General features: G+C 66.0%; 21 protein-coding genes and 1 tRNA gene. 11 read left to right on the top strand and 11 right to left on the bottom strand.

All coding sequences use genetic code 11. From position 1 onward, the window contains the following. Positions 1-5: 5 nt before the first annotated feature. Positions 6-3,020, bottom strand: a complete 3,015-nt coding sequence (locus GTP77_RS20980; protein WP_161074098.1) for a TonB-dependent receptor — start codon at positions 3,018-3,020, stop codon at positions 6-8. A 343-nt stretch (positions 3,021-3,363) separates the two neighbouring features. Between GTP77_RS20980 and GTP77_RS20975 the strand changes: the two genes are divergently transcribed. From GTP77_RS20975 to GTP77_RS20950, 6 genes are read left to right on the top strand one after another with little or no spacing between them, the layout of a single operon-like run. Next, the gene (locus GTP77_RS20975) at positions 3,364-4,533 is read left to right on the top strand and encodes an SIS domain-containing protein (RefSeq protein ID WP_161074097.1); all 1,170 of its coding nucleotides are present in this window, start codon (positions 3,364-3,366) and stop codon (positions 4,531-4,533) included. Further along, positions 4,520-5,506: an ROK family protein gene (locus tag GTP77_RS20970; RefSeq protein ID WP_229202278.1), complete on the top strand. Its 987-nt coding sequence runs from the start codon at positions 4,520-4,522 to the stop codon at positions 5,504-5,506. Before GTP77_RS20975 ends, GTP77_RS20970 begins: the two co-directional genes overlap by 14 nt. Before the next feature lie 5 nt (positions 5,507-5,511). Continuing rightward, complete coding sequence (locus GTP77_RS20965) at positions 5,512-6,852, top strand: D-tagatose-bisphosphate aldolase, class II, non-catalytic subunit (RefSeq protein WP_161074096.1); 1,341 nt, start codon at positions 5,512-5,514, stop codon at positions 6,850-6,852. A gap of 34 nt (positions 6,853-6,886) precedes the next feature. Next, positions 6,887-7,654: a DeoR family transcriptional regulator gene (locus tag GTP77_RS20960; RefSeq protein ID WP_161074095.1), complete on the top strand. Its 768-nt coding sequence runs from the start codon at positions 6,887-6,889 to the stop codon at positions 7,652-7,654. 3 nt (positions 7,655-7,657) lie between these two features. Further along, positions 7,658-8,755: an N-acetylglucosamine-6-phosphate deacetylase gene (locus GTP77_RS20955; RefSeq protein ID WP_161074094.1), complete on the top strand. Its 1,098-nt coding sequence runs from the start codon at positions 7,658-7,660 to the stop codon at positions 8,753-8,755. Between the two features lie 14 nt (positions 8,756-8,769). Beyond that, on the top strand, positions 8,770-10,602 hold the full coding sequence (locus GTP77_RS20950; RefSeq protein ID WP_229202277.1) for an MFS transporter: 1,833 nt from the start codon (positions 8,770-8,772) through the stop codon (positions 10,600-10,602). Between the two features lie 4 nt (positions 10,603-10,606). Here the strand turns inward: GTP77_RS20950 and GTP77_RS20945 are convergent, their stop codons facing one another. The 3 genes from GTP77_RS20945 to GTP77_RS20935 are packed head-to-tail and all read right to left on the bottom strand — an operon-like array spanning position 10,607 to position 11,951. Next, on the bottom strand, positions 10,607-11,326 hold the full coding sequence (locus GTP77_RS20945) for a DUF4386 domain-containing protein (protein ID WP_161074093.1): 720 nt from the start codon (positions 11,324-11,326) through the stop codon (positions 10,607-10,609). Positions 11,327-11,352: 26 nt separating this feature from the next. Continuing rightward, complete coding sequence (locus tag GTP77_RS20940) at positions 11,353-11,610, bottom strand: hypothetical protein (RefSeq protein ID WP_161074092.1); 258 nt, start codon at positions 11,608-11,610, stop codon at positions 11,353-11,355. Between the two features lie 8 nt (positions 11,611-11,618). Then, positions 11,619-11,951: an ArsR/SmtB family transcription factor gene (locus tag GTP77_RS20935; protein WP_161074091.1), complete on the bottom strand. Its 333-nt coding sequence runs from the start codon at positions 11,949-11,951 to the stop codon at positions 11,619-11,621. A gap of 138 nt (positions 11,952-12,089) precedes the next feature. Between GTP77_RS20935 and GTP77_RS20930 the strand changes: the two genes are divergently transcribed. The 3 genes from GTP77_RS20930 (at position 12,090) to GTP77_RS20920 (ending at position 15,348) form a co-directional block, all read left to right on the top strand. Beyond that, complete coding sequence (locus tag GTP77_RS20930; RefSeq protein ID WP_161074090.1) at positions 12,090-13,109, top strand: FUSC family protein; 1,020 nt, start codon at positions 12,090-12,092, stop codon at positions 13,107-13,109. Further along, entirely contained in the window at positions 13,106-14,035 is a 930-nt protein-coding gene (locus tag GTP77_RS20925; RefSeq protein WP_161074089.1) for a LysR family transcriptional regulator, read from the top strand. Before GTP77_RS20930 ends, GTP77_RS20925 begins: the two co-directional genes overlap by 4 nt. A gap of 113 nt (positions 14,036-14,148) precedes the next feature. Beyond that, positions 14,149-15,348: a hypothetical protein gene (locus GTP77_RS20920; protein WP_161074088.1), complete on the top strand. Its 1,200-nt coding sequence runs from the start codon at positions 14,149-14,151 to the stop codon at positions 15,346-15,348. Positions 15,349-15,568: 220 nt separating this feature from the next. Here GTP77_RS20920 and GTP77_RS20915 read toward each other — a convergent pair. The 3 genes from GTP77_RS20915 to pepN all read right to left on the bottom strand — a co-directional run bounded on the left by GTP77_RS20915 (position 15,569) and on the right by pepN (position 19,434). After that, positions 15,569-15,644, bottom strand: a tRNA-Thr gene (locus tag GTP77_RS20915). A 113-nt stretch (positions 15,645-15,757) separates the two neighbouring features. Further along, on the bottom strand, positions 15,758-16,759 hold the full coding sequence (locus tag GTP77_RS20910; protein ID WP_161074087.1) for a class 1 fructose-bisphosphatase: 1,002 nt from the start codon (positions 16,757-16,759) through the stop codon (positions 15,758-15,760). Positions 16,760-16,788: 29 nt separating this feature from the next. Continuing rightward, positions 16,789-19,434 (bottom strand): aminopeptidase N, encoded by a 2,646-nt coding sequence (pepN, locus tag GTP77_RS20905; RefSeq protein WP_161074086.1) that lies wholly within the window; start codon positions 19,432-19,434, stop codon positions 16,789-16,791. A 162-nt stretch (positions 19,435-19,596) separates the two neighbouring features. Here pepN and GTP77_RS20900 point away from each other — a divergent pair, with 162 nt between their 5' ends. Together GTP77_RS20900 and GTP77_RS20895 are read left to right on the top strand one after the other, a co-directional pair. Further along, entirely contained in the window at positions 19,597-20,238 is a 642-nt protein-coding gene (locus tag GTP77_RS20900) for a DUF4136 domain-containing protein (RefSeq protein ID WP_161074085.1), read from the top strand. Positions 20,239-20,367: 129 nt separating this feature from the next. Then, complete coding sequence (locus GTP77_RS20895; RefSeq protein WP_161074084.1) at positions 20,368-23,127, top strand: M16 family metallopeptidase; 2,760 nt, start codon at positions 20,368-20,370, stop codon at positions 23,125-23,127. Positions 23,128-23,240: 113 nt separating this feature from the next. On the opposite strand, the gene GTP77_RS30900 is transcribed toward GTP77_RS20895, so the two are convergent. The 4 genes from GTP77_RS30900 to GTP77_RS20880 are packed head-to-tail and all read right to left on the bottom strand — an operon-like array spanning position 23,241 to position 25,666. Then, positions 23,241-23,369, bottom strand: a complete 129-nt coding sequence (locus GTP77_RS30900; protein ID WP_260048874.1) for a hypothetical protein — start codon at positions 23,367-23,369, stop codon at positions 23,241-23,243. Between the two features lie 5 nt (positions 23,370-23,374). Continuing rightward, entirely contained in the window at positions 23,375-24,349 is a 975-nt protein-coding gene (locus GTP77_RS20890; RefSeq protein ID WP_161074083.1) for a quinone oxidoreductase family protein, read from the bottom strand. 9 nt (positions 24,350-24,358) lie between these two features. Further along, on the bottom strand, positions 24,359-24,739 hold the full coding sequence (locus tag GTP77_RS20885) for a methylglyoxal synthase (RefSeq protein WP_161074082.1): 381 nt from the start codon (positions 24,737-24,739) through the stop codon (positions 24,359-24,361). A 27-nt stretch (positions 24,740-24,766) separates the two neighbouring features. Next, positions 24,767-25,666: a DMT family transporter gene (locus tag GTP77_RS20880; RefSeq protein ID WP_161074081.1), complete on the bottom strand. Its 900-nt coding sequence runs from the start codon at positions 25,664-25,666 to the stop codon at positions 24,767-24,769. Positions 25,667-25,716: the final 50 nt, after the last annotated feature.

The raw sequence follows: 25,716 nt of genomic DNA, 5'->3' as shown, positions 1-25,716 counted from the left end.
TCCTCTTAGAATGCGTATTCTGCGGTAAGGCGCACCGAGCGCGGTGCCGTGCGGCCGGTCACTTGCAGGTAGTTGCGCGCGATGGCGCCGCCGTCTTCACGGGTTTCGTTATAGCGGGTGATGCTCTGGCGGTCAAACACATTGAACACGTCGGCCTTCAGGCTCAGGCCCTTGGCAAAGCGTGGCAGGTAGACCATGTTCAGATCCAGCGTGGCCTGCCACGGCAGCCGGCCCTGGGTGCCGCGCGGCGTGGGCTTGCCGTTGCAGTAGAAGTAGGCCGCTCCGTAGTCGTGGTCGAAGCGCAGCGCGTCCGGCAGCTCTCCTATGCAATTGCGGGGCGCGCCCGACAGCAGCGTCAGATTGGCGCCCACGTTCAACTCAGGCAGCGCCTGCACGAAACCGTAGGCCTTGACGGCGTGGCGATGGTCGCCCGGCAGGTAGCCGTAGGCGTTGTACATCAGCTCCTTGTGGTCGTCGCTGACGGTCAGGCCCACGTCGCCGCCGCCGTTGGTGTCGGTCTGGCCTTCCATATTGCCCTTCAGCCTGGACAGCGTGTAGGTCACTTTGCCGTACCAGCCGCTGCTGAGCGGATGCTCCAGCGACAGGTGCAGCGCGCGGTAGCTGCGGTCCGGCCTCGGATTGCCCCACTCCGCCGCCGTGATGTCCACCCGGCGCAGCCCCTTGCCGTCGGCGAAGTCTATCATCAGGTTGCCGTCGCGGCCGGGGTTGATGATGGCGCACTGGAAGCCGCCCCAGTGCGAGGTGTCCACCTTGTTGCGCGCGGCCCAGGCGTCGATGGGACGCTGGTCGCAGGTATCGTCGTTGGTGTCGTTCAGGCGGCGGTACTGAACGCTGGCGCCGGCCACCCACTGCTGGCTGAAGGCGCGCTCAAAGCCCATGGTGATTTCGTCCTGCGACAGCGGCTTGAGGCCGATGGCCGTGACTTCGCGCGCGTCGCGGCTCTGGCCATAGGCGTTGTTGGCCGAATACGGCTTGCTGATGGCGTGCAGGCCTGTCGGCGCGCCGGTGGCCTGGTCCACGCCGGTGTAGGTGAAAAATTCGCTGGTGGACGTGAACGGCGCGGCCATATTCGACGACAGGTTGGACGGCACCGGCAAGTGGTAGCGGCCCGCGTTCAGCGAGAACTTGAGCGAGCTGTCGCCGTGGTAGTCCCAGGTGGCGCCCAGGCGCGGCGCTATCATGCTGCGCTGGGAGATGAAGGCGTCGCCCGTGCTGGTGTAGTTGGTGAATTGTTCGCGGCGCAGCCCCAGGTCCAGCAGCACCCGGTCGGTCACCTGGTAGTGGTCCTGGATGTATTGCGCCGACTGTTCGCTGGTGGGGCGCGCCAGGTTGCTGTAATAGTCGCGGCTCACGTAGTAGCCCTGCGTGCCGTAGCCACCGCCCTGCGCCGGGGTTTCGAAGGCGCCGTTGATGGCGCGCGTGGGATCGCTGGCTTTGCGGTAGGTCCAGCGGTAGCCGCCGGCCAGCATGAAGCCGACCACGGATTCCACGTCGATGCGGTCGATACCGCCGCGCAGCGAGTGCTTGCCCAGCTTGTATTCCACGTCCAGGCGCTTGGCAGTCTGGCGGTCGCCCGATGCCGGATCCACCAGGTTGCCGGTAACGGACTGCGGGTTCGGGTAGTTCAGGCCTGGGACCTGCACGGTGGTGCCGCCGGCGGTCTGCGCCAGCTTGGGATCGTAGCCGTTCGGCGTGCGGCCGTGGCTGGTGCGCGATTTGCCGTACAGCGCGGTGACGGTCAGGTCGTCGGTGAGGTAGCCGGTGTATTTGAAAATGTCGAGATTGGCGCCCGGCGCAGCCGAGGCGCCGCAGCAGTTGCGCGTGGATTCGCCCGCGTTGCCCGGCACGTTGTCGTGCTGCCCGGTGGCATAGCTGTAGCCGTAGGCGCGGCTGCTGCTGCGGGTGCGGTCGTACAGCTTGGTGTACTCGAAGTGATGGTCCTCGGTCAGGTTGTAATCGAGCTTGGCCAGGTAGCGGTCCACCTTGGATTCGCTGGTGTTCCAGCCGGTGAGCAGCGTTTTGGCGGTGGCGTCGCTGGAGGCCCCTACCGATTCAGAATCGGTCTTGGTGCGCTCCAGCGCGACGAAGGCAAACAGCTTGTTGCGGATCAGCGGACCGCTGCCGTACAGGCCCGCCACCTTGCTGGTGCTGCTGTTGTCGTGATTGCGGAACAGCAGCTTGCCGTCCGTGTCCGGATGGGCGCCGGTGCGGGGATAGTAGGTGTCCTCCGGCGAGCCTTTCAGGCGCCCAGGGACGGTGGCGACTTTGCCGCCGAACTCAAACTTGTTGCCGCCGCTCTTGCTGGTGATGTTGACCACGCCGCCCGTGGAGCGGCCGAACTCCGCGCCGTAGCCGCCGGACAGCACCTGCATATTCGAGATGGCGCCGAAGGGCAGTTCGGACGCGCCCACCTGCGTGAGGATGTTCGTAATCGGGAAGCCGTTCAGATAGAAGGCGTTTTCGGACTGGCCTGAGCCGCCGATCTGCGGCGCGCTTCCGTACTGGCTGTTGGTGCCGCGCGATACGCCGGGCGTGAGCTGCACCACGGCCGCCACGTCGCTGGCCACCGGCAGCGCTTTCAGCTCCTTGGCGGTGAAGACCACGCCGTTATTGGTGTTCGATACGTCGATAGGGTTGCGGCTGGCGCGCACCACCACGGTGGCGGCGTTCTCCACGGCGCCGAAGTTTGCTTCCGCGCCCGAGCCGATCACCGCCTCCACTTCCCGCGACGCCGCCACCGCGCCGCCACGCAGCACGCGGGCGGCATAGCGGCCCGGCGGCATGGAGTTGGCCACGTAGCGGCCGGCCGCGTCGGGAGTCAGCGTGCGCTTGACGCCGGTGTCCAGGTTTTCCAGCACCACGGTGGCGCCGGCGGGAGACGCCACCTCGCCGAAGATGGTGGTGGTGGCGTTGGACTGCGCCCAGGCCGGCGCCGCGCCGCCCACGGCCAGCGCCAGCAATACCGCTGCGGCGCCGTCCTTCAGCTCAAAGCGGTGCATTATGTCTCGTTGTGGATGCATGCTGTTCTCTCCCTTATATGACAGTTGTTGTATCAGCAAATCGAAAGACTTTTCTGTTTCTTGTGAAGCCACTCTAGGAATAAAAACAAACAAGGTCAACAAAAAGAAAGAATAAATGCGAATTTTTATTAAATTATCTTTCGTATTGCGATTTTCATTCGCCACAAACTTTCTATTTCGTAGTAAAAGATCCACATCCCGCTGCCTGATGGGCTGAGATATAGTCAAATTGCGCCACAGGAACTTTCTTTTTATCTTTCGAGTTTGACAGAACGAAAATTAAACCTTACCATTTCCATGACTTCAACCTGAAAAACTTTCGATGACTACCCTACTGCAGCGTGCCAGCCAAGACTGGCGTGACATCGGCGGCCTCGATACCGCCGAAGAAATCGTCCACCAGCCAGCCATGTGGCGCGAACTGGCCGCCGGCCTGGCAGCCGAACAGGCGCGCGTGGCGGCCTTCCTCGGCGCCTGCCTGGACGATCCGCGCCAGCGCGTGATCCTCACCGGCGCGGGCAGTTCGGCCTATGCGGGGGAAATCATTGCGGACGAACTGAACGCCGCCTGGCCTGCGCAAGTGCGCGCCGTGGCCACCACCACCCTGCTCACCCACCCCGAGCTGTATCTGGAAGCGGACGCGCCTACGCTGCTGGTCTCCTTCGCCCGCAGCGGCAACAGCCCTGAAAGCACGGCGGCCGTGAGCCTGCTGCGCGACCTGGTGCCGGGCGCGCGCTTCCTCAACATCACCTGCAATGCGGCCGGGCAGCTGGCGCAGCAAGGCGCGAACGACGCCGCCACCTGCAATCTGCTGATGCCCGCCTCCAGCTGCGACCGTGGTTTCGCCATGACCAGCAGCTTCACCTGCATGCTGCTGGCCGCCTTGTCCGTGCTGGGCCGCGAGCCGCAGCTGGACAAGCTGGAGCAATTGGCCGCGCTTGCCGAACAGGCGCTGCAAACATGGGTGGCGCCGCTGGCCGCGCTGGGTGCGCAGCCGGTGTCGCGCGTGGTCTACCTGGGCAGCGGCCCGCTGGAGGCGCTGGCGAAGGAAGCCGCGCTGAAGATACTGGAGCTGACCGGCGGCCGCGTGCTGGCCGTCGCCAACAGCCCGCTCGGCTTCCGCCACGGCCCGAAAGCCATGCTCGACGCGGAGACGCTGGTGGTGCTGTTCCGCAGCGCCAAGCCGCTGGCGCGCAAATACGAACACGACCTGCTTCTTGAGCTGCGCCGCGACCAGGTGGCGGGCCGCTGCCTGACCGTGGGCTTCGGCGTGGACGGGGGCGAGGCCACCGATATCGCCATCGCCGCGCCGGCATCCTCCGCTGCGGCCTTGACCGACGCCTGGCTGGCGCCACTGTGGCTGCTGATGGCGCAGCAGTACGCGCTGCACCAGTCCGCGCTGCTGCAGCTGCGGCCGGACAATCCATTCACCGGCGGCACGGTCAACCGTGTTGTGCAGGGCGTCACCATTTACCGCCATGATGAATTCTGAACCAGCGCACGAGGGCACAGGCATGGGCTTCCACGGCATCGACATCGGCGGCAGCAAGATAGAGCTGGTGGCGTACAAGGATGACGGCGGCCTGGCCGAAGTCCACCGTGAACGCATCGCCACGCCCGGCACCGACTTCGACGCCTTCGTGCAAGCCGTCGTGGCGCTGGTGCAGCGCGGCGATGCGGCGCTGGGCCGGCGCGCGCCCGCAGGCATAGGCCTGCCCGGCATTATCGACAGCGCCACCGGCCGCCAGCTCAGCTCCAATGTGCCCGCGCTGAACGGCCGCCTGGTGGTGTCCGCGCTGCAGGAGGCTTTGCAGCGCCCCGTCGCCATCGGCAACGACTGCCAGTGCTTCGCGCTGTCCGAAGCGCAAGGCGGCGCGGCGCAGGGTCTGCCCAGCATGTTCGGCGCCATTATCGGCACCGGCGCGGGGGGCGGCTACTGCGTGGAAGGCCGCCTGCTGCGCGGGCTGAACGGCATTGCGGGCGAATGGGGCCACTGGCCCGTGCCCGCAGCGCTGCTGATCCAGCACGCCGTGCCCATACTCGACTGCCCATGCGGCCGCAGCGGCTGCATGGAACGCTACGTGTCCGGCCCCGGCATGAGCAAGCTGCATGCACACTTCGGCGGAGCAGGGGACGCTCCGCTGGCCATCGCCGCGCGCGCGCAGGCCGGCGACAAGATCGCCGAGCAGACCCTGGCCGTGCATCTCGACCTGCTGGGCCATGCGCTCGCCACGCTGGTGATTACGCTGGACCCGCACGCCATCGTGCTGGGTGGCGGCCTGTCCCAGCTGGCCCACCTGTACGAAGGCCTGCCGGGCGCAATGCGCCGCCACCTGTTCGCCGGCGTGCAGGCGCCGCCCATCCTGCCGCCCCGCTTCGGCGACGCGGGCGGCGCGCGCGGCACGGCACTGCTGGCCAGGCAGCTGCTGGAAGACCAGGCACTCAACCAAACTAGGACAGCGTGAGCACCATGACCATATCTGCATCCCCCATCCAGAACGTTGTGGCAGCCCACAGGCGCGGCGAGGCCGCCGGCCTGTACAGCGTGTGCTGCAGCCACCCGCTGGTGCTGCGCGCAGCGATGAAGGTGGCGTCTTCCTACGGCACGCTGCTGCTGGTGGAGGCGACCTCCAACCAGGTGGACCAGTTCGGCGGCTACACCGGCATGACGCCCGCCGTCTTCCACCGCTACGTGATGGAGATGGCGCGCGAAGAAGATTTTCCGCAGGAGATGCTGGTGCTGGGCGGCGACCATCTCGGCCCCAACGCCTGGCAGCACCTGGACGCAAGCACCGCCATGCAGAACGCGGACACGCTGATCGCGGCCTACGCGGCGGCGGGCTTCCACAAGATCCACCTCGATTGCAGCATGCGCTGCGCCGACGACCCGGCAGTGCTCAGCGACGAAACCATCGCCGCGCGCTCGGTGCGCCTGGCCCTGGTGGCGGAAGCGGCCGCCGGACAGGCGGGCCTGCCGCCCCCGGTGTATGTGATCGGCACCGAAGTGCCGATTCCAGGCGGCGAAGCAGAACTCGCCAAGGCCGGCGCCGTCACCTCGCCCGCTGCGGCGGCGCGCACGCTGGAAGTGCACCGCAAAGCCTTCCTGGACGCCGGCCTGAACGCCGCCTGGCGCCGCGTGGTGGCCATGGTGGTGCAGCCCGGCGTGGACTTCGACCATAGCCATATCCAGCACTACGACGCCGCGCAGGCGGCCGCGCTGTCCGCTTTTGTGGCTGGCCAGCCCGGCCTGGTGTTCGAGGCCCACTCCACCGACTACCAGCGCGAAAGCGCGCTGCACGGCATGGTGCGCGACCACTTCGCCATCCTCAAGGTCGGCCCGGCCGCCACCTTCGCTCTGCGCGAGGCCATGCTCTCGCTGTGCCGCATCGAGGAGGAGCTGGTGCCCGCAGGGCAGTGCTCGCGCCTGATGCAGGTGCTGGACGAAGTGATGCTGGCGCAGCCTCGCCACTGGGCCAAGCACTATCCGGGCAGCAGCGCCGAGCAGCGCCTGCTGCGCCGCTACGGCCTGAGCGACCGTTGCCGCTACTACTGGGGCGAAGCGCCGGTGGTGGCCGCCGCCGCAACGCTGTTCGCCAACCTGGACGCGCGCGAGATTCCGCTGTCGCTGCTCAGCCAGCACCTGCCGGAGCAGTACCTGGAAGTGCTGCAAGGGCAGCTGGCCACCAGCGCCGGCGCGCTGGTGCAGCACAAGATCGGCCGCCTGCTGGCGCAATACGCGCGCGCCTGCAACCGCAACGCGGCGGATAACTCGGACTTCGCCGCCACCACCACGGCCGCATCGATCTGTTAAGCTCGACGTTTTTCAAAGTCGACCCAACGCCATCATGCGAAATACCAGCCAACGCCGCGCATCCATCCTGCAAATGCTCACCCAACAAGGCTCCGTCCAGGTGACGCCGCTGGTGGAGCAGTTCGGCGTATCGGCCGTGACCATCCGCAGCGACCTGACGGCGCTCGAGAACCAGGGCGTGGCCACGCGCAGCCACGGCGGCGCCATCCTCACCCGCACGCCGGTGGCCGAGCAAAGCATCCACCAGAAGGACGCGCTGAACCAGCAGCAGAAGGACCGCATCGGCGCGCTGGCCGCCACCCTGGTGCAGCCGGGCGAGAACATCATCATCGACTCCGGCACCACCACCATCTCGCTGGCGCGCCATCTGCGCGAGGCGCAGGAAGTGACCGTGCTGACCAATGGCCTGAACATCGCCTGGGAACTGGCGGACGCGCCGGGTGTGGACCTGATCATGACCGGCGGCCTGCTGCGCAAGCAGTCGCTGTCCATCCAGGGCGCGCAGGCCGAAGCCTGCTTGCAGGCCTACAGCTTCGACAAGCTCTTCCTCGGCGTGGACGGCTTCGACCTGCAGTTCGGCGTGACCACCCACCACGAAGCGGAAGCGAGCCTGAACCAGAAAATGGTGGAGCGCGCGAAAAAAGTCATCGTCCTCACGGACGCCTCCAAGTTTGGGCGCGTCAGCCTGCACCGCATCGTGCAGCTGAACCGCGTCCACACCGTCATCACCGACGCCAGCATCAGCCCGGAATACAGCCAGGGGCTGCGCGAGCTGGGCGTCGAATTACTCATAGCGGAATAGAGCGTGCTACACGGCAGAATACTTACCCCCACCGGTTGGATCACAGGCAGCATAGGCTACGGCCAGCGCATCCAGCAGATACAGGAAGATCCTGCCGCAAGCCATAGCGGCCTGACGATATTGCCCGGCTTCGTGGACCTGCACGTGCACGGCGCCGCCGGCGTCGACATCATGCAGGGCGGCGATGCCGGCGCCACCGTGGCGCGCACGCACGCGCGCCACGGCACCACCTCGCTGCTGGGCACCACCCTCACCGCCAAGGAACCGTCGATACGGCGCGCGCTGGCCGGCCTGGCCGGCGTGATCGCAGAGAGGCCCGCAGGCGGCGCGCGCATGCTGGGCGTGCATCTCGAAGGCCCCTTCCTCAACCTGAACCGCCTGGGCGCGCAGCCCCCGGACGTGATGGTGGCCAGCCTGGAACTGGTGCAAAGCCTGCACGCCGTCGCGCCCATCCGCGTGCTGACGCTGGCGCCGGAAGTGGACGGCCATCTCGCATTGGTCCCGCAGCTGAAGGCCATGGGCATCCGCGTGCAGATCGGCCACAGCGCCGGCAGCTATGAGGACGGCGTGGCCGCGCTTGAAGCGGGCGTGGCGGGCTTTACGCACCTGTTCAACGGCATGACCGGCATGGGCCACTACCAGCCCGGCATGGTGGGCGCCGCGCTGGCGCACGCGGAATATGCCGAAGTGATACCGGACCTGATGCACGTGAGCCCGGGCGCGCTGCAAAGCGCCCTGCGCTGCATTCCCCGCCTGTACGGCGTGACCGACGCCACCAGCGCCACCGGCATGCCGGACGGCGAATACGCGCTCGGCACGCAGCGCGTATTCAAATGCATGGGCTGCGTGCGCCTGGCCACCGGCTCGCTGGCCGGCAGCGTGCTGACCATGGACCAGGCGCTGCGCAACTTCGTCGGCCTGGGACTGGACCTGGCCGACGCATCCAACCGCCTTTCGCTTTACCCGGCCGACTACCTCGGCGAATCCGAACGCGGACGCCTGGCGCCCGGCGCCTGGGCCGACATGGTGGTGCTCAACGCCGAACTGCAGCCGGTCGCCGTCTACGTCGAAGGCGAAGCCATCGACCTTACTTCCAACTAGAACACGGAGCCACCATGTCCAGCATGACCGCCAGCACGCAGCCACACGTCCCCGCCCGCGCCAAGCGCTTCATGCTGTTCATTGCCGGCATGGGGGGCCTGCTGTACGGCATAGACGTGGGCATCATCGCCGGCGCGCTGCCCTACCTGGAATCGACCGCCTCGCTGGCGTGGAAGCTCAGCGCGCAGCAGCTCAGCTTTATCGTGGCGGCGGTGCTGCTGGGCTCCGTGCTGTCCTCGCTGTTCGCCGGCGCGCTGGCGGACCTGATCGGGCGGCGCTGGGCCATGGCCTTGTCCGGCGTGCTGTTCACGCTCAGCATCCCGCTGATCGCGCTGGCCGACGGCTACACGCCGCTGCTGCTCGGCCGCCTGCTGCAGGGCGTGAGCGGCGGCTTGATCGGCGTCGTGGTGCCGCTGTACCTGGCCGAATGCCTGCACGCCTCGCAGCGCGGACGCGGCGCGGCCCTGTTCCAGCTGCTGCTCACCATAGGCCTGGTGGCCGCCGCCGTCATCGGCCTGGCGCAGGCGCACGCGGTGGACGGCGTGACCGCCGCCGCGCAGGCGCTGCCCGAAGCCGAGCGCGCCGCCACCGTGTTCGCCGCCAAGGACCACGCCTGGCGCAGCATCTTCTGGATGTGCCTCACGCCCGGCCTGGTGTTCACCGCCGGCGCGCTGCTGCTGGCCGAATCGCCGCGCTGGCTGGCCCGCCGTGGCCGCGCCGAAGCCGCCCTCGCCTCCCTGCTGCGCACCCGCCCCGCCGACGAAGCGCAGGCCGAACTGCAGGACATCCTGCAAGCGCAATCGGCCACGGCCGCCGACAGCAATGCCTCCGCTGCGCCGTCCGGAGCCAGCGACCCGCTGCTCAGCCGCCGCTACATGCTGCCCTTCCTGCTGGCCTGCCTGGTGCTCGCCCTCACGCAAGCGACCGGTATCAACTCCATCCTGGCCTACGTGGTCAACATCCTGAACCAGGCCGGCCTGCCCGGCGCCACCGCCAACATGGCCGACGTGGGTTTGAAAGTGGTGAACGCGGTGATGACCATGGTGGCCGTGGTGCTGGTCGACCGCAAGGGCCGCAAATTCCTGCTCATGCTGGGCAGCGGCGGCATCGTCCTCGCCCTGCTGGCGGCGGGCCTGCTGTTCCGCAGCGCGGAGGCGGACCAGCGCGACGTGCGCCCCGCCGTTGAAGCCCGCATCCAGTCCAACACGCTGGCCCTGCGCCTCGACAGCGCCACCCTGCATGCGCTGGGCGCAGCGGAGACCGGCGGCGCCGCGCAGCAACTTGTGGTTGCCTACGCCTACGGCCCTTTCACCAACGTGCAGACCCGCCGCAGCGACGACGCCGCCCTGCCCGAGCTGCGCATGAGCCGTGAGGACACCGTGCAGCCGGACAGCGTGATCGGCGCCTTCTTCCGCCGCCTGCACCTGAATCCCTTCGCCGATCCGGCCGACGCCGTCAACGCGCCTCTGCGCATAGAAAAAGCCTACCTGGCGCAAGTGCCGCCCGCCGCGCACGGCTGGCAGGTGGCGCTGGCCATCTTCCTGTTCGTGGCCAGCTTCGCCGTCGGCCCCGGCGTGTGCGTGTGGCTGGCGCTGTCCGAGCTGATGCCCACGCGCATACGCTCGAACGGCATGAGCATCGCCCTGCTGATCAACCAGTTTGTATCGACGGTGATAGCGGCCGTGTTCCTGCCGACCGTGGCCCAGCACGGCTACGCCACCATGTTCTTCTACGGCGCCGGCTGCGCGGTGCTGTACTTCCTCACCGCCGCCTTCCTGCTGCCGGAAACCAAAGGGAAAACGCTGGAGGCGATCGAAGCCCACTTCGACCGCAGGCGCGCCGCCTGACCGCTCAGCGCTGCGCCGGCTGCCCTACGCCCTTGAACAGCAGCCACAGGCAAAACGCGCTTTCGCCGACCAGCGCGGGCAGCAGGATGGCGGGGAACAGCATGCTTGCCAGCGCAGGGCTGAGCACCATGCTGAAGCTGTTGATCAGGTAGCACACGCCCGCCAGCTGCATCAGCACGCCGATGGCCTTGGGGATATAGCCAGACTTCCAGATCACGTAGCCGACGATCAGGATTTCCACGCCGAAGAAAATCAGCGCCAGGCCGAACGCCTGCGCGTGCGACAGCACCGTCAGGTAAGCCATGACGTGCAGCTGCGGCAGGTCGTCCGGCTTCAGATACTTGGCCATGGCCAGCGTATCGAGCATGGACTGCAGCTGCAGCGCGCTCACGCTTTCCACAGCCAGCGAGGTGATCGCAAACAGCACCACCAGCAAGCTCAGATTTTTGCTCACGGGCCGCAGCAGCACGTAGAAGATCCATGTCAGCGCCACCGCGCACACCAGCAGCAGCATCTGCGCCGCCACGCCCAGGCGCCACAGCCATTCCGACTCCTGGATGCGGCGCACGGTGGCGGCAGGGTCGCCGCCCACCACCAGCGTTCCGCGTATCAGCGCCTCGCCCAGCAGGCCGATGACGATAATAATCAGGTACAGCACGCCGCCCAGCCGCGCATAGCTTTGCAGCGCTGCGCGCGGCGGTTGAATCAGACTGCTGCCGTCCATGCTTGCTCCCGGTGAGAGACTGCGGATTATTCGACTTGCTTGAGGATTTTTTCTACCGAGGCCACGCTGCCGGACAGCTTGGCAAGTTCCGCCTGCATGGCCGCCAGCGTGGCCTGGTGCGCAGCCTGCGCCTGCACGGCCTTCTCCGCCAGCGCACTGTAGGCCGCGTCGCTCTCGGCGCGGGCGCGGGCGGCAAAGGCCGCCGAGAAGTACTTCATGCCGAAAATGAGCACGGCCGCGCCGAGCGGCAGGCAGATCGTCAACAAATATATGCTTTCAGACATAACCACCTCTACTGTTCGTTGGGGACTTGAAGCGTCTTCGCCATCTCCGCGATGGAGGCGGGCGAGAGTTCGATTAAAAAGCTGCTGGGCTCAAAATAGTTGAGGGCTTTGCCGTCGTGCGACAGCTCCATCTGGCTGACCACCAGGCCCGCGTCCTCCAGCTTCTGCAAGTGCAGATGCAGCAAGGGACGGCTGATGCCCAGCTCGCGCGCCAGCTGGCTCACGTAATTGCGCCCGCCGCTCACCAGCGCCGCAATAATGCGCAGCCGGTGCGGATTGGCCAGCGCTGCCAGCACCGCCAGCAGTTGGTCGCCATTGAGGGATTGTTTTTTTGCGCTCACATGTCAACAATATCTGACACATGACAGAAGGTCAAGCACATCATGAATTCCGTGCACAACCATCTTGAACAATAGTCGCTTCTGCCCCGGGCGGGCGCGTGGCATGCTGCCGCATTGTCAGACCGCCGGGGAATAGCCATGCTGCGCCATATCTTCAATACCGTCACCACCGCCTTCCTGGCCATGGCCATCGCCATGCGGCTCGGACTCCCCGCGCCGCAGATCGCCATGGTGTGCGTGTTCATCGTGATGCAGCCGCAGGCGCGGCAGGTCTTCGCCAAGGGCTACCACCGGATGCTGGGCACCATCGGCGGCGCGCTCGCCGCGTGGGCAATGGCCGCGATGGCCCCCCAGTCGCCGGCGCACTTCCTGGCTGCGGTTGGCGTGTGGGTCGCACTGTTCACCGCCATCGCCGCCTTCCACAGCCAGCTGACCGCCTATTCCCTTCTGCTGACGGGTTATACGCCGATACTCATCGCCATTCCCATGGCCCTGGACGCGGGCCACATCGCCACCAGCGCCGCCAGCCGCCTGGCCGAGGTGGCGCTGGGCATCGTCTGCGCAAGCGCGGTGGCGTATGCAAGCAGCCGCTGGCCCGGCAAGGGCGCGCCCCAGGCAAGCGCGCCGGCCGTGCGGCCCGCCTCCCCCGCACTGCCCACAAAGGCAGCCAGCGCCTCGCTGGCAGGCCTGCATCCGGCCATCGCCATGGCGGCCATGGGCACGCTGTGGCTGGCCACCTCCTGGCGCGGCGGGCCGATGGCGACGCTGAACGCGACGGTCAATTGCGCGCTGGTGGCGCTGGCCGCGCAGCCGGTGCGTGCATCCCTGCAGATGACCTGGGGCACGCTGCTCGCCGTCGCGGCCGGCCTCGCGCTTCAGCTCAGCTACCCGTACTTGCCGCTGTCTCCTTATCTGCTCTATGCGCCCGCCCTTGCGCTGGGAGCATGGATGACAGGCCGGCCGGAATCGCTGGCGCAAGGCCTGGGCTACAGCATCACGCTGTGCATGCTCGGCTACCCCGGCGGCAGCCTGGTCGGCGGGGACGGCGGCGGTGCGCAATACCTGTACGACGCGGCAGGCCTCTCCCTCTCGGTGCTCGTACAGACCGCAGTCTGTGCGGTACTATGGCCACTACGCCAACGTACCGTGCCAACATGAATATCGATCGCCTCGATCTGAACCTGCTGCGCGTCTTCAACATCGTCTACGAAGAGCGTAACCTGCAGCGCGCGTCGCGGCGGCTGAACCTGAGCCACTCCGCCATCAGCCACGCGCTCGGGCGCCTGCGCGAAGCGCTGGGGGACGAACTGTTTGTGCGCACCGCCGGCGGCATGCAGCCCACGGCCCGCGCCCAGGCCATGGCCGCGCCGCTGCGCAATGCGCTGCTGCAGATCAGCGGCGCGTTGGGCAACGAGCCCTTTGCACCAGCCACCGCGCAACGCGACTTCGTCATTGCCGCCACCGACTACGTCACGCTCCTGCTGCTGGAGCGCCTGAGCGCGCAACTGCAGGAACTGGCCCCGTTGGCGAACCTGGTCATCCGCCCATCCACGCGCATCGACCTGGCGGGCCAGCTGGACCTGGGCCGCATCGACGTGGCCATAGGCGTGTTCGCCGACATCCCGCCCCGCTTCAGCGCCATGACGCTGTGGACCCAGACCGACACCCTGTCCATGCGCCCCGGCCACCCGCTGGCAGGCCGCAAAGTCACTGCCGAAGACCTGGCTACTTATCCGCTGATCGCCGTCTCGCTGGGCGGCGTCGAGGAAGGCGCGGTGGACGGCTTCCTGTCCGAACGCGGCCTGGCGCGCGAGTCCGACATGTTCGACCGCGCCGCGCTGCCCGAAACGGCGCGGCTGCGCATGCTGGTGCCGCACTCGCTGGCCGTGCCCTCCCTGCTGCGCTCCAGCGACATGCTGGCCGTGCTGCCCTCGTCCCTCAGCGAGCTGTTCGCCGAACGCGAAGGCCTGCCCGCCGCGCCGCTCCCCTACCCCGCGCGCAGCCGGCAGATGCAAGCCATCTGGCACAACCGCAGCGACAGCGACCCCGCCCTGACCTGGCTGCGCAGCCAAATAAGCCGATAGCCCGCATTCCGCCCTACCATGCTGTGCAACGCACCGGCCACCGCACGCATCATGGCCTCATTTGAATTTGCATTGTTTTTAATTCAACAAGTAAAATGGATCCATGCTAGTCATTGAAGAACCTCCCGATGCATCGATTCCTTGGCCTGTGCGCCGCCTTCTTGATGTTGTGTGCTGCTCCACTCGTGCATGCGGAGCAGCAGCCTGGGCTTGCCGCAGCAGTGGACGTGCGCCATGTGTCGAGAGACCTCTGGCGCGTGGATTACCGCTTCGCGCAAGCCGTGACGGCGGTCAAACTTCATTCCATCGGCGCGTTCCGCAAGCAGGAGTGGACGGTGCTCACGCCCGGCATGGGCATGACATCCGGACCGGACTTCGATGTCATTGCGTCCAAGGGCAAGCCGTTCAAGGCGGCCAGCGTGCAGATCAGGACTTTCGACGGCTGGTCGCCCAAGGACTATGTCTCGTTCAACCGTTTCAGCGATGGCGGGACATCGGTCTACCTCGGCCACCTGCAAGGCGACGTCGAACAAGGCGATAAGACGCTCGCCATGCGCACCGACTTCAAGTTGGCTGGCCTGGGGCAGGAAAACGTCATCGCGCCGCCAGCCAACCGGCTGCACCCCGGTGGTCCGCGTGGCTATGCCTACTTCGGACCGGCGCAGGCAGTCCTCGCTGGTGCGGTGAAAGTCGTGATCGATCCAAAAGCCCCGCAGTGGCTGCGCGAAACCATACTAGATGTCGGCGCGAAAACGTCCGGGTATTACGAGAAGGCCTATCAGCGCCAGTTAAAGGACGAACTGCTGATCATGGTTGCCGTTGGCAACGTCGAATCGCCGGGCTTTTCGATGAAAGGGGGCGCCATTCTGGGCGCGGGCCAGGTCTCGTATCTGCTGGAAGGCAAGCAAGTGCAGCTCGACCATCCGAAACTGCGCGAGCACGCGACCAAGACCGTGGCGCACGAGATGGCGCATATCTGGCAACTGGCGATTGCACGCGGCGGCGTGGGCGACGACCAGGGTCCGTGGATCCACGAGGGCGGCGCGGAGGCCATGGCACTCGACGCCCTGGCCCAGACTGGCCTGTACAGCGAAGAAGCAGTGAAGGCCTACCGCGCGAAGCAGGCCGCGACCTGCGAGAAGCTTGGCGGCGCCGTCGATACCTTTGACGGCATCTATGCCTGCGGCCTGATGCGCTTCGACAAGCTGGGCGTCGGCATCGTCCCGCTTTGGCGCGCCATGATGGAGGCGACCGAAGCGACGGGCGCTGCCTATTCCCAGCAAATGATCGACACTATCGTTTCTGCGAAATAGCCAAGATCAAAGCGCCCCTGAGATCGGGCGCGCCATCTTCGACCATCTTTGTACCCACTGTCAATTTCCTCAATTATGACGTGAGCAGGAATTCAACGGTTCGTTACAGTTTTCCAAGACATTCATGGCATGACCCTCGCGGTAAGAGTCCATGATACGCCGGCGCCCGGAAATGAAAAAAGGGCTGCATGCTCTCGCATACAACCCTTTTTCTTCCTACTGGTGCCGCTGACCGGAATCGAACTGGTGACCTTCGCATTACGAATGCGCTGCTCTACCGACTGAGCTACAGCGGCGAAACTGTACCTTGGAGCTGTAGCGATACGTGACCAGCTACAGCAAGGAGGCTCGCATTCTAACAATAAACCACCGGAATGCGCTAGTGCTTTTTAAGCACATTGCCAAAATATCATTCCGCGTGATAGCCGGTCACCACGGCCACCTCGTCGCGCGAGCCCAGGAACACCGGCACGCGCTGGTGCAGCTTGTGCGGCTGGATGTCCATGATGCGCTGCTTGCCGTCGGTGGCGGCGCCGCCGGCCTGTTCGACGATGAAGGCCATCGGGTTCGCTTCGTACATCAGGCGCAGCTTGCCGGGCATGGAGGTGTCGCGCGTGTCGGCCGGGTACATGAACACGCCGCCGCGGTTCAGGATGCGGTGCACGTCCGCCACCATGGAGGCGATCCAGCGCATATTGAAGTTCTTGCCGCGCGGGCCGGTGTCGCCGGCCAGCAGTTCGTTCACATAGCGCGTGACCGGCGCGTGCCAGTGGCGCGCGTTGGACATGTTGATGGCGAATTCCTTGGTCGTGGCCGGAATCTGCATGCCGCGCTGGGTCAGCACCCAGGAACCCATCTCGCGGTCCAGCGTGAAGCAGTTCACGCCGTGGCCGGTGGTCAGCACCAGCTGGGTTTGCGGGCCGTACACCGCGTAGCCCGCCGCTACCTGCTGTGCGCCCGGTTGCAGGAAGTCCTGCTCGGACGGCGTGACCATGCCGTCCGGCGCCTTCAGCACGGAGAAGATGGTGCCGATGGAGACGTTCACGTCGATGTTGGAGGAGCCGTCCAGCGGGTCGAACACCAGCAGATATTCGCCCATCGGGTAGCGGTTGGGGATCGGGTGGATGGTTTCCATTTCTTCCGACGCCATGGCCGCCAGGTGGCCGCCCCATTCGTTCGCTTCGAGCAGGATCTCGTTCGAGATGACGTCCAGCTTCTTCTGCACTTCGCCCTGCACGTTCTCGGTCTCCAGCGCGCCCAGCACGTCGCCCAGCGCGCCCTTGCCTACGCTGTGCGAAATGGTTTTGCAGGAGCGCGCCACAACTTCGATCAGCAGGCGCAGTTCGGCCGGGATGGTGTTGTGGAGGCGTTGTTCTTCCACCAGGTACTGGGTCAGGCTGATGCGTTTCATTGTTTTCCTTTGGTTTTACAGATTTCGAATTAGTTGGCCAGGGCTTTGCTGACGACTTCCATCACGTCGTTCGACAGCGGCGCGGCGCGCGCCACGCGCTCCAGCGCGGCGCGCATCTGATCCTGCAGCGCGGGCGCGTAGCGGCGCCAGCGGTCCATGCTGCGCGCCAGGCGCGCGGCCACTTGCGGGTTCAGCGCGTCCAGCGCGATCACATGCTCGGCCCAGAAGTCGTAGGCGCTGCCGTCCTTGGCGTGGAACTGCGATGGGTTGGCGTTGCAGAAGCTGAACAGCAGGCTGCGCGCGCGGTTCGGGTTCTTCAGCGTGAAGGCCGGGTGCTGCATCAGCTTGCGCACGGCAGCCACGTCGGTGTTGGGCGCGGCGCCCTGCATGGCGAACCACTTGTCGACCACCAGCGCTTCGCCGGCGAAGTCGTCGTAGAAGCTTTGCAGGGAGGCGCGCACGTCTTCGCCGCTGTGGATCAGCGCGGACAGCGCGGCGGCGCGGTCGGTCATATTGGTGGCCTGCTCGAACTGGCGCTGCGCCAGCTTCAGCTCCGCGCTGCCCGGGTCGATCAGCAGGTAGGCCAGCGCCAGGTTTTTCAGGCCGCGCTTGCCGGCCGACTGGGCGTCCGGGCTGTAGGGGCCGGGCGTCTGGTTGGCCTGGTATTGCGCCAGCAGCTCGGGCGCGAGTTCGCGCGCGATGGTGCGGCGCATGAACTGGCGCGCGGCGTGGATGGCGTGCGGGTCCACCACTTCCATCTGCTCGGCGATGATGGTTTCGGACGGCAGCACCAGCGCCAGCTCGCGGAAGGCCGCGTCCAGCGTTTCGTCCACCAGCACGGCGCGCTGGGCGGCGATGAAGGTGTCGTCCAGCGCCAGCGTGGCGCCCTGCGCGACGGCGGCGGTGAGCTTGAGCAGGCGCGCCATGGCCAGGCGCTGGCCGGCTTCCCAGCGGTTCACGGCGTCGCTGTCGTAGCGGAACAGGTGCAGCAGTTCGGCGTCCGTGTACGGGTATTCCAGCACCACCGGCGCGGAGAAGTCGCGCAGGATGGACGGCACCGGCTGCTCGCGCACGCTGGTGAAGCGGAAGGTCTGCTCGGCTTCTTTCAGCTCCAGCACGGCGGTGGTCGCACCCACTACCTCGCCGTCCAGCGCCAGCGCCATGTCCTTGCCGTCCGCGCCCAGCAGGCCCACGGCCACCGGAATGTGGAAGGGCAGCTTGCCGGTCTGGCCGGGCGTGTCCGGGCAGCGCTGGCTCAGGGTGATGTCATAGGTCTGCGCGGCGGCGTCGTAGCGCGTGCTGGCGGTGACGACGGGCGTGCCGGCCTGGCTGTACCAGCGCTCGAACTGGGCCAGGTCGCGGCCGTTGGCGTCGGCCATGGCGGCGCGGAAGTCGTCGCACTGCACGGCCTGCTCGTCGTGGCGCTGGAAGTACAGGTCCATGCCTTTGCGGAAGCCTTCGCGGCCCAGCAGGGTCTGGTACATGCGCACCACTTCGGCGCCTTTTTCGTACACGGTGACGGTGTAGAAGTTGTTGATCTCGACGAAGGAGTCGGGACGCACCGGGTGCGCCATCGGGCCGGCGTCTTCCGGGAACTGGGCCTGGCGCAAGGTGCGCACCTGGTCGATGCGCGTGACGGCGCGGCCGCTGGCCGTGCCTATCATGTCGGCGCTGAATTCCTGGTCGCGGAACACGGTCAGGCCTTCCTTCAGCGACAGCTGGAACCAGTCACGGCAGGTCACGCGGTTGCCGGTCCAGTTGTGGAAGTACTCGTGGCCCACCACCGCTTCAATGCCGGCGTAGTCGATGTCGGTCGCCACGCGCGGATTGGCCAGCACGAACTTGGTGTTGAAGATGTTCAGGCCCTTGTTCTCCATGGCGCCCATGTTGAAGTCGCCCACGGCGACGATCATGAAGCGGTCCAGGTCCAGCTCCAGGCCGAAGCGCTCCTCGTCCCAGCGGATGGAGTTTTTCAGCGACTGCATGGCGTAGTCGGTCTTGTCCAGGTTGCCCTCTTCCACCCACACCTGCAGCAGCACTTCGCGGCCGGACTTGAGCGTGTAGGTCTCCTCCTGGCACACCAGGCGCGCGGCCACCAGCGCGAACAGGTAGGACGGTTTCTTGAACGGGTCTTCCCACTTGGCGTAGTGGCGGCCGCCGTCCAGGTCGCCCTGCTCCAGCAGGTTGCCGTTCGACAGCAGCACCGGGTAGCGCTGCTTGTCGGCGCGCAGCATGACGGTGTACTTTGCCATCACGTCCGGCCGGTCCGGGAAGTAGGTGATGCGGCGGAAGCCTTCGGCCTCGCACTGGGTGTAGAAGCTGCCGTTGGACACGTACAGGCCGGACAGCGTGGTGTTCAGCTCGGGCGCGCACAGGGTCTCGATTTCCAGCGTCACCTCGGCCGGCGCCTTCGGGATGGTCAGCGTATGGCTGCCCAGCACGTATTGGCCCGGCGCCAGGGTCTTGCCGTTCATGCGCAGCGCCACCAGGTCGATTTCCTCGCCGTGCAGCACAAGATCCTTGCTCTTGCTGGCCGGGTTGCGGCTCAGCGTGACGCGGTTGGCCACGATGGTGCGGGCCGGGTCCAGGTCGAAGCCCAGTTCCACCGTGTGAACCAGGTAGCTGGGAGGGGTGTAGTCTTTACGGAAGATCGTCTGTGGGCTGTCAGTGCGCATGGGGTATTCGATCGGAACCTAGGGAAAGAGCTATTCTACCAACACCGGCCCCGGGGGAGCGCGGCTGCGTAACATTCTGTAATAGTTAAGCGCAACTTTCGCTGCCGCCGTACACTGTATCAAGCCACAACTGTTTTGTTATTATTGCAGGAGAGCAATATCATGAAATCACTAGCCATCCTGGTAGCCGCGGCCAGTTTGCTGCTGAGCGGTTGCGCCACCACCATCCGTAGCGACGTCACCACCTTCCAGGCCTGGCCCGCCAGCCTGCCGGAAAAATCCTATGTGTTCGACCAGCCGCGCAGCCCGGACGACACGCTGGAACTGCGCACCTACCAGGCCATGGTGGGCCAGGAGCTGGCCAAGCTGGGCTTCACCCCTGCCGCCGACGGCAACAGCGCCAAGCTGAAAGTGGGCGTCTTCGTCAGCACCATAGACCGCCCGGTGCGCGTGCTGGAAGCGTATGACCCGTTCTGGACCGGTCCCTACCTCACCAGCAGCTACTACTACGGCCGCGGATTCTATCGTCCGTACTACTCGCGCTGGGGCGGCTACAGCCCGTTCTACGACCCCTTCTTCTACGGCCCGAGCACGCTGCGGGAAACCATACGCCACAGCTACGAGCGCCAGCTGCGCGTGGCCATCAACACCGTGGCCGGCCAGAAGCTGTATGACGTGACAGTGCAGAACACCAGCCGCAAGCAGTCCACGCCGCAAATCATGCCGGCGCTGGTGCAAAGCGCCTTCACCGGCTTCCCGGCGCAAAACGGCCAGGTGCGGCAAGTGGAGCTGGAACTTAAATAAAAGCCATTTGTATCAGGCAGCTACAATTCTCCGCACGCTGCCGAAGGACACCTTGTTAGAATAAAGACAGCATGCGCGACGGCAACCCCGCTCGCGCATCTTTTTATTCAAAACTACAACAGGTGACCGATGAAGACCAAACTGGCGCTCGCGCTTGCACTCTGCTTTGCGCAGACCCTTCCCTCCACTGCCGCGGAAACGGCCAAGCCGGCCAAGGCCGCGCCAGCCATCGACCTCAAGCCCTACGCCCTGAACTACAAGAAGTTCGTGCTGCAGAACGGCCTCACGCTGATCGTGCATGAAGACCACAACGTGCCCGTGGTGGCCGTGAACATGTGGTACCACGTGGGTTCGCGCAACGAGAAGCGCGGCAAGACCGGCTTTGCCCACCTGTTCGAGCACTTCTTCTTCAACGGTTCCGAGAACTACCCGCACGGCTTCCGCGAAGCGATGGACGACCTGGGCGCCAGCAACCGCAACGGCACCACCAACACCGACCGCACCAACTTCTTTGAAGACGTGCCGGTATCCGCGCTGGAGCGCACGCTGTACCTGGAAGCGGACCGGATGGGCTTCCTGGCCAACTACATTTCCAAGGAAATGCTGGAGCGCGAGCGCGGCGTGGTGCAGAACGAAAAACGCCAGGGCGAGAACCAGCCCTACGGCCGCGTGCGCGTTGAGCAGCCGGCCAAGATGTACCCGTATTCCCACCCGTATTCCTGGACCACCATCGGCAGCATGGACGACCTGAACGCCGCCTCGCTGGACGACATCAAGGAATGGTACAAGACCTACTACGGCCCGAACAACGCCGTCATCTCGCTGGCCGGCGACATCACGCCCGAACGCGCGCTGGAGCTGGTGAAGAAGTACTTCGACGGCATCGCCCCCGGCCCTGCCCTGCCGCGCACCGAGACCTGGATCCCCGCGCTGGACCGCAACATCCGCGATGAGATGGAAGACCAGGTGCCGCAAGTGCGCATCTACCGCGCCTGGCACGCGCCGGCCTGGAAAGACCCGCAGCAGCAGCACCTGGACCTGCTGGCCGACGTGCTGGCCAGCGGCAAGAGCTCGCGCCTGGTGAAGCGCCTGGTGTACGACAAGGGCACGGCCACCGGCGTGAGCGCCTTTGCGCGCGGCGGCGAGATCGCCGGCACCTTCCAGATCGTCGCCACGCTCAAGCCGGGCGCCGACCAGGCCGAAGTGGAACGCGACATCGACGCGGCGGTGAAAGAGCTGCTTGAAAAAGGCCCGACCGCCGAAGAGCTGGCGCGCGTGCGCACCATCAAGCTGGCTTCCCTGTCGCGCGAGATGGAGCGCATCGGCAGCCGCGCCAACCAGCTGGCCGAGAACCAGACCTACGGCGGCACGCCGGACGCCCACATGGCCCAGCTGGACGTGATGACCAAGGCCACCCCGGCCGAAATCAAGGCCACCGCCAACCAGTGGCTGCGCGCCAACCACTACACCATGACGGTCAAGCCCTTCGCCAAGCTGGCCGCCGCCAAGTCCACGCTGAACCGCAAGCTGCTGCCCGCGCTGGGCGAGGCGCCGGACGTGAAGTTCCCCGCCATCGAACGCACCACGCTGTCCAACGGCGTGAACGTGATGCTGCTGGAACGCCACTCCGCGCCCATCGTCAGCGTGGCGCTGGCCATCGACGCCGGCGCCGCCTCGGACAGCAAGGACAAGGCCGGCCTGGCCTCGCTCACCATGGAGTTGCTGGACAAGGGCACGGCCAAGCACAATACCTTCCAGCTGTCCGAAGCGCTGGACTCGCTGGGCAGCCGCCTGCGCAGCGGCACCACGCAGGACCAGTCCATCACCCGCCTGCAAGCGACCACCGCCAACCTGGCGCCGTCGCTGCAGCTGATGGCCGAAGCCGCGCTCACGCCCACCTTCCCGGCCGACCAGTTCACGCTGGCCAAGGAGCGCCGCGTGCAGGAAATCGCACAGGAAAAAGCCCAGCCATCGGCGCTGGTGCAGCGCGTGATGCCGGTGGTGCTGTACGGCGCGGACAGCGCCTACGGCCGTCCGCAAAGCGGCTACGAGCAGACCGTGGCCGCTATCACCCGCGAAGACGTGGTGAAATGGCATGCCAACTGGTTCAAGCCGGGCAGCGCCACCATCGTGGTCGCGGGCGACACCACGCTGGCGCAGCTGAAACCCATGCTGGAAGCCTCGTTCGGCAAATGGAAAGCGGGCAAGGCGCCGGCCAAGGCGCTGGTCACCGCGCCGGTCACGCAAGGCAAGCGCATCTTCCTGATCGACAAGCCGGACGCGCCGCAATCGACCATCATGGCGGCCCATATCTCGCAGACGCAAGGCCAGCCGGAAGACCTGGCGCTGGAGCCGGTGATGACCAACTTCGGCGGCATGGCCACCGCGCGCCTGAACCGCAACCTGCGCCTGGACAAGCACTGGAGCTACGGCACCAGCAGCCAGATCGCGGCCACGCGCGGCCAGCGTCCCTTCTTCGTGGTGGCGCCGGTGCAGACCGACAAGACCAAGGAGTCGATGCAGGAGATCGCCAAGGAGATCAAGGACATCGCCGGCGCGCGTCCGATTACGGGTGAGGAATACACCAGCATCATGCGCACGGTGACGTCGCGCCTGAGCGGGCGTTTCGAGACCATCCAGTCGCTGGAAAGCGCGGCGCTGACCACCTTGAACCTGGGGCTGCCGGACGACCACTGGAGCAGCTACGCCGCCCGCACCCGCGCGCTCAGCGAGCAGCAGTTGGCCAATGCGGCGGCCAAGTTCATCAAGCCGGATGAAGTGGTGTGGATCGTGATTGGCGACCTGCGCAAGATCGAGGCGGGCGTGCGTTCGCTCAATTGGGGCGAAGTCAGCGTGCTCAGCGCCGACGGCGTGCCGGTAGGGCGATAAGCCGGCGTGCACGGCGGGTTACGGCGCTCCGCGCCTAACCCGCCCTACGATGGTCCGGCTTGCTGGATTGCTGCGTAGGGCGGGTTAGCGCGGAACGCGCGTAACCCGCCGGCTCAGCTGAAGTAAGCCTCGGAAGCGAAGGTAATCGCCACCACCAGCAGCACCGCGCTCACCAGCACGGCGAGCAGGCGCCCGAATTTGGGGTTGCCGTCGTCGTCGCTGGTGTGGTCTTCTGAATTCATATCGTTCATGGCAGCAAAATAGAGGAGCCTGTCGTCTTGCGCGACTCCAGGTCGATGTGGGCTTGCCCCACATCCGCCAGATTATAGCGCTGCATGACCGGCACCTTCACCGCGCCGCTGCTGACCACGCCGAACAGCGACTGGGCCATGGCCTCCAGGTCTTCGCGCTTGGCCGCGTACGACATCAGCGTGGGCCGCGTCACGAACAGCGAGCCGCGCGACTGCAGCTCGCTCAGGCTGAACGGCGGCACAGGGCCGGACGCGTTGCCGAAACTGACCATGGTGCCCAGCGGCGCCAGGCAGTCGAGCGAACCAAAGAACGTATCCTTGCCGATCGAATCGTAAACCACCGACACGCCCTGGCCGCCGGTAATCTCGCGCACACGCTCGGTGAAGTTTTCCTTGTTGTAGTTGATCACGTGCGCCGCGCCGTTCTCGATGGCCAGCGCCGCCTTCTCGTCCGAACCCACGGTGCCGATCAGGTTCACGCCCATCACCTTGGCCCACTGGCAGGCGATCAGGCCCACGCCGCCGGCCGCCGCGTGGAACAGCACGGTGTCGCCGGCCTTCAGGGCCACGGTGCGGTGCAGCAGGTACTGCACCGTCAGGCCTTGCAGCATCATGGCCGCGCCGGTTTCAAAATCGATCTTGTCCGGCAGCACCAGCAGTTGCGCCGACGGCATATTGCGCACCTGCGCGTAGGAGCCGTTGGGCCGGCCAGCGTAAGCCACGCGGTCGCCCACTTTCACTTCCGTCACGCCCTCGCCCACCGCCTCCACCACGCCCGCGCCTTCCATGCCCAGGCCGGCCGGCAGCGGCTGCGGATACAGGCCGGTGCGGAAATACACATCGATAAAGTTGACGCCGATGGCCTCGTGCCGCACGGTCGCCTCGCCGGGGGCGGGCGCGCCCACCTCAACGTCCACATACTCCATCACTTCCGGCCCGCCAGTGCGGGTCATGCGTATCGCTTTGCTCATGCCGGCTCCTTACTGTTGCGTCAGTTGCAGTTGGGACAGTACCAGGTGCGCCGTCGATAAATTGGTGGCGCAAGCCACATTGTGCACGTCGCAGGCGCGGACCAGCGCATTGATGTCCGGTTCGTGCGGCTGCGGGGTCATCGGGTCGCGCAGGAAGATCACCGCGTCGATGCCGCCCTCCACCAGCATGGAGCCTATCTGCAGGTCGCCGCCGAAGGGACCGGAGTGCTTGCGGTCCACCGCCAGCCCCAGCTCGTTGGCCAGGCGGCCGCCGGTGGTGCCGGTGGCCGTCAGGGTGCAGGTCTGGAGGAAGCCGAGGTATTCGGCGGCCAGCTTAATCATGTCGTCTTTTTTCTTGTCGTGCGCGATCAGGGCAATGCGGGGCTTCATAAGGCATCCATCGTAAAGGTTGAAGGGCTATTTTTTCGACAGCAAATATATCCCGGCCAGCACGAGCGCGGTGCCGCCCAGCTGCCAGTCGGTGACCGGCTCGCCGAGTATCAGCGCGCCGAGGAACAGGGTGGAGACCGGGCCTATCATGCCGGCCTGCGAGGCCGTGCCCGCGCCAATGCGCTGCACCGCGGTCATGGTCATGAACACCGGCAGCACGGTGCAGAAGATGCCGTTGGCCAGCGACAGCCAGTACACCGGCATGGGCTGGATCAGCAGCCCGGCCGGGCGCAGGACAAAGAACTGGGCGATGCAGGCCACGCTGGACACGCACATGGCGTAGGCCACCAGGCGCAGCGAGCCGAGACGCTTGACCATCTCGCCCGAGAACAGCAGATAGAGCGCATAGGAGCTGGCCGAGCCCAGCACCAGCAGCGAGCCCAGGCCGATGTCCGGCCCGCCGCCCTTCAGGTCGTGCAGGAACACCAGCACAATGCCCGCATAGGACAGGGCCAGCGCCAGCCACTGCTTGCGGCTGATGTGCTGCTTGAGGAACAGGGTGGAAATAATCAGCACGAAGGTGGGCGTGAGGAACAGGATCAGCCGCTCCAGGCCCACCGAGATGTACTGCAGGCCGAGAAAGTCGAGGAAGCTGGACAGGTAGTAGCCGATCAGCCCCAGGCCCACCAGGCGCCAGCGGTCTGCCGGGCTCAGCGGCGCTTCGGTGCGCATCTTCCACAGCGCCACGGCGGCGAACACCGGCAGCGAGAAGATCATGCGGAAGGCGATCAGGGTGACGGCGTCGATATGGTAGCGGTAGAGCAGCTTGGCCACCACGGCCTTGGTGGAGAACAGCACCGCGCCGCCTACGGCGATGGCGAGTCCGCCAAGATATTGCGGACGGGAGAGTGGCGATACATTTGTCATGCGTGGATTGTAAGGCCAAACAACGTATGGCGCTGAGCCCGGCGCTGGAC

The organism is Pseudoduganella aquatica, from assembly GCF_009857595.1.
In the GTDB taxonomy this organism is placed as follows: Bacteria; Pseudomonadota; Gammaproteobacteria; order Burkholderiales; family Burkholderiaceae_D; genus Rugamonas; species Rugamonas aquatica_A.
This window is presented reverse-complemented; position numbering and strand designations above follow the sequence as displayed.

Coding starts and splice junctions, on each gene's coding strand:
- GTP77_RS20945 (WP_161074093.1), bottom strand. CDS start 11,326: ATGGACGGCAGCAGTCTGATTCAACCGCCGCGCGCAGCGCTGCAAAGC.
- GTP77_RS20960 (WP_161074095.1), top strand. CDS start 6,887: ATGCGAAATACCAGCCAACGCCGCGCATCCATCCTGCAAATGCTCACC.
- GTP77_RS20970 (WP_229202278.1), top strand. CDS start 4,520: ATGATGAATTCTGAACCAGCGCACGAGGGCACAGGCATGGGCTTCCAC.
- GTP77_RS20965 (WP_161074096.1), top strand. CDS start 5,512: ATGACCATATCTGCATCCCCCATCCAGAACGTTGTGGCAGCCCACAGG.
- GTP77_RS20880 (WP_161074081.1), bottom strand. CDS start 25,666: ATGACAAATGTATCGCCACTCTCCCGTCCGCAATATCTTGGCGGACTC.
- GTP77_RS20885 (WP_161074082.1), bottom strand. CDS start 24,739: ATGAAGCCCCGCATTGCCCTGATCGCGCACGACAAGAAAAAAGACGAC.
- GTP77_RS20925 (WP_161074089.1), top strand. CDS start 13,106: ATGAATATCGATCGCCTCGATCTGAACCTGCTGCGCGTCTTCAACATC.
- GTP77_RS20950 (WP_229202277.1), top strand. CDS start 8,770: ATGTCCAGCATGACCGCCAGCACGCAGCCACACGTCCCCGCCCGCGCC.
- GTP77_RS20900 (WP_161074085.1), top strand. CDS start 19,597: ATGAAATCACTAGCCATCCTGGTAGCCGCGGCCAGTTTGCTGCTGAGC.
- GTP77_RS20910 (WP_161074087.1), bottom strand. CDS start 16,759: ATGAAACGCATCAGCCTGACCCAGTACCTGGTGGAAGAACAACGCCTC.
- GTP77_RS20930 (WP_161074090.1), top strand. CDS start 12,090: ATGCTGCGCCATATCTTCAATACCGTCACCACCGCCTTCCTGGCCATG.
- GTP77_RS20980 (WP_161074098.1), bottom strand. CDS start 3,020: ATGCACCGCTTTGAGCTGAAGGACGGCGCCGCAGCGGTATTGCTGGCG.
- GTP77_RS20895 (WP_161074084.1), top strand. CDS start 20,368: ATGAAGACCAAACTGGCGCTCGCGCTTGCACTCTGCTTTGCGCAGACC.
- GTP77_RS20940 (WP_161074092.1), bottom strand. CDS start 11,610: ATGTCTGAAAGCATATATTTGTTGACGATCTGCCTGCCGCTCGGCGCG.
- GTP77_RS30900 (WP_260048874.1), bottom strand. CDS start 23,369: ATGAATTCAGAAGACCACACCAGCGACGACGACGGCAACCCCAAATTC.
- GTP77_RS20890 (WP_161074083.1), bottom strand. CDS start 24,349: ATGAGCAAAGCGATACGCATGACCCGCACTGGCGGGCCGGAAGTGATG.
- GTP77_RS20975 (WP_161074097.1), top strand. CDS start 3,364: ATGACTACCCTACTGCAGCGTGCCAGCCAAGACTGGCGTGACATCGGC.
- pepN (WP_161074086.1), bottom strand. CDS start 19,434: ATGCGCACTGACAGCCCACAGACGATCTTCCGTAAAGACTACACCCCT.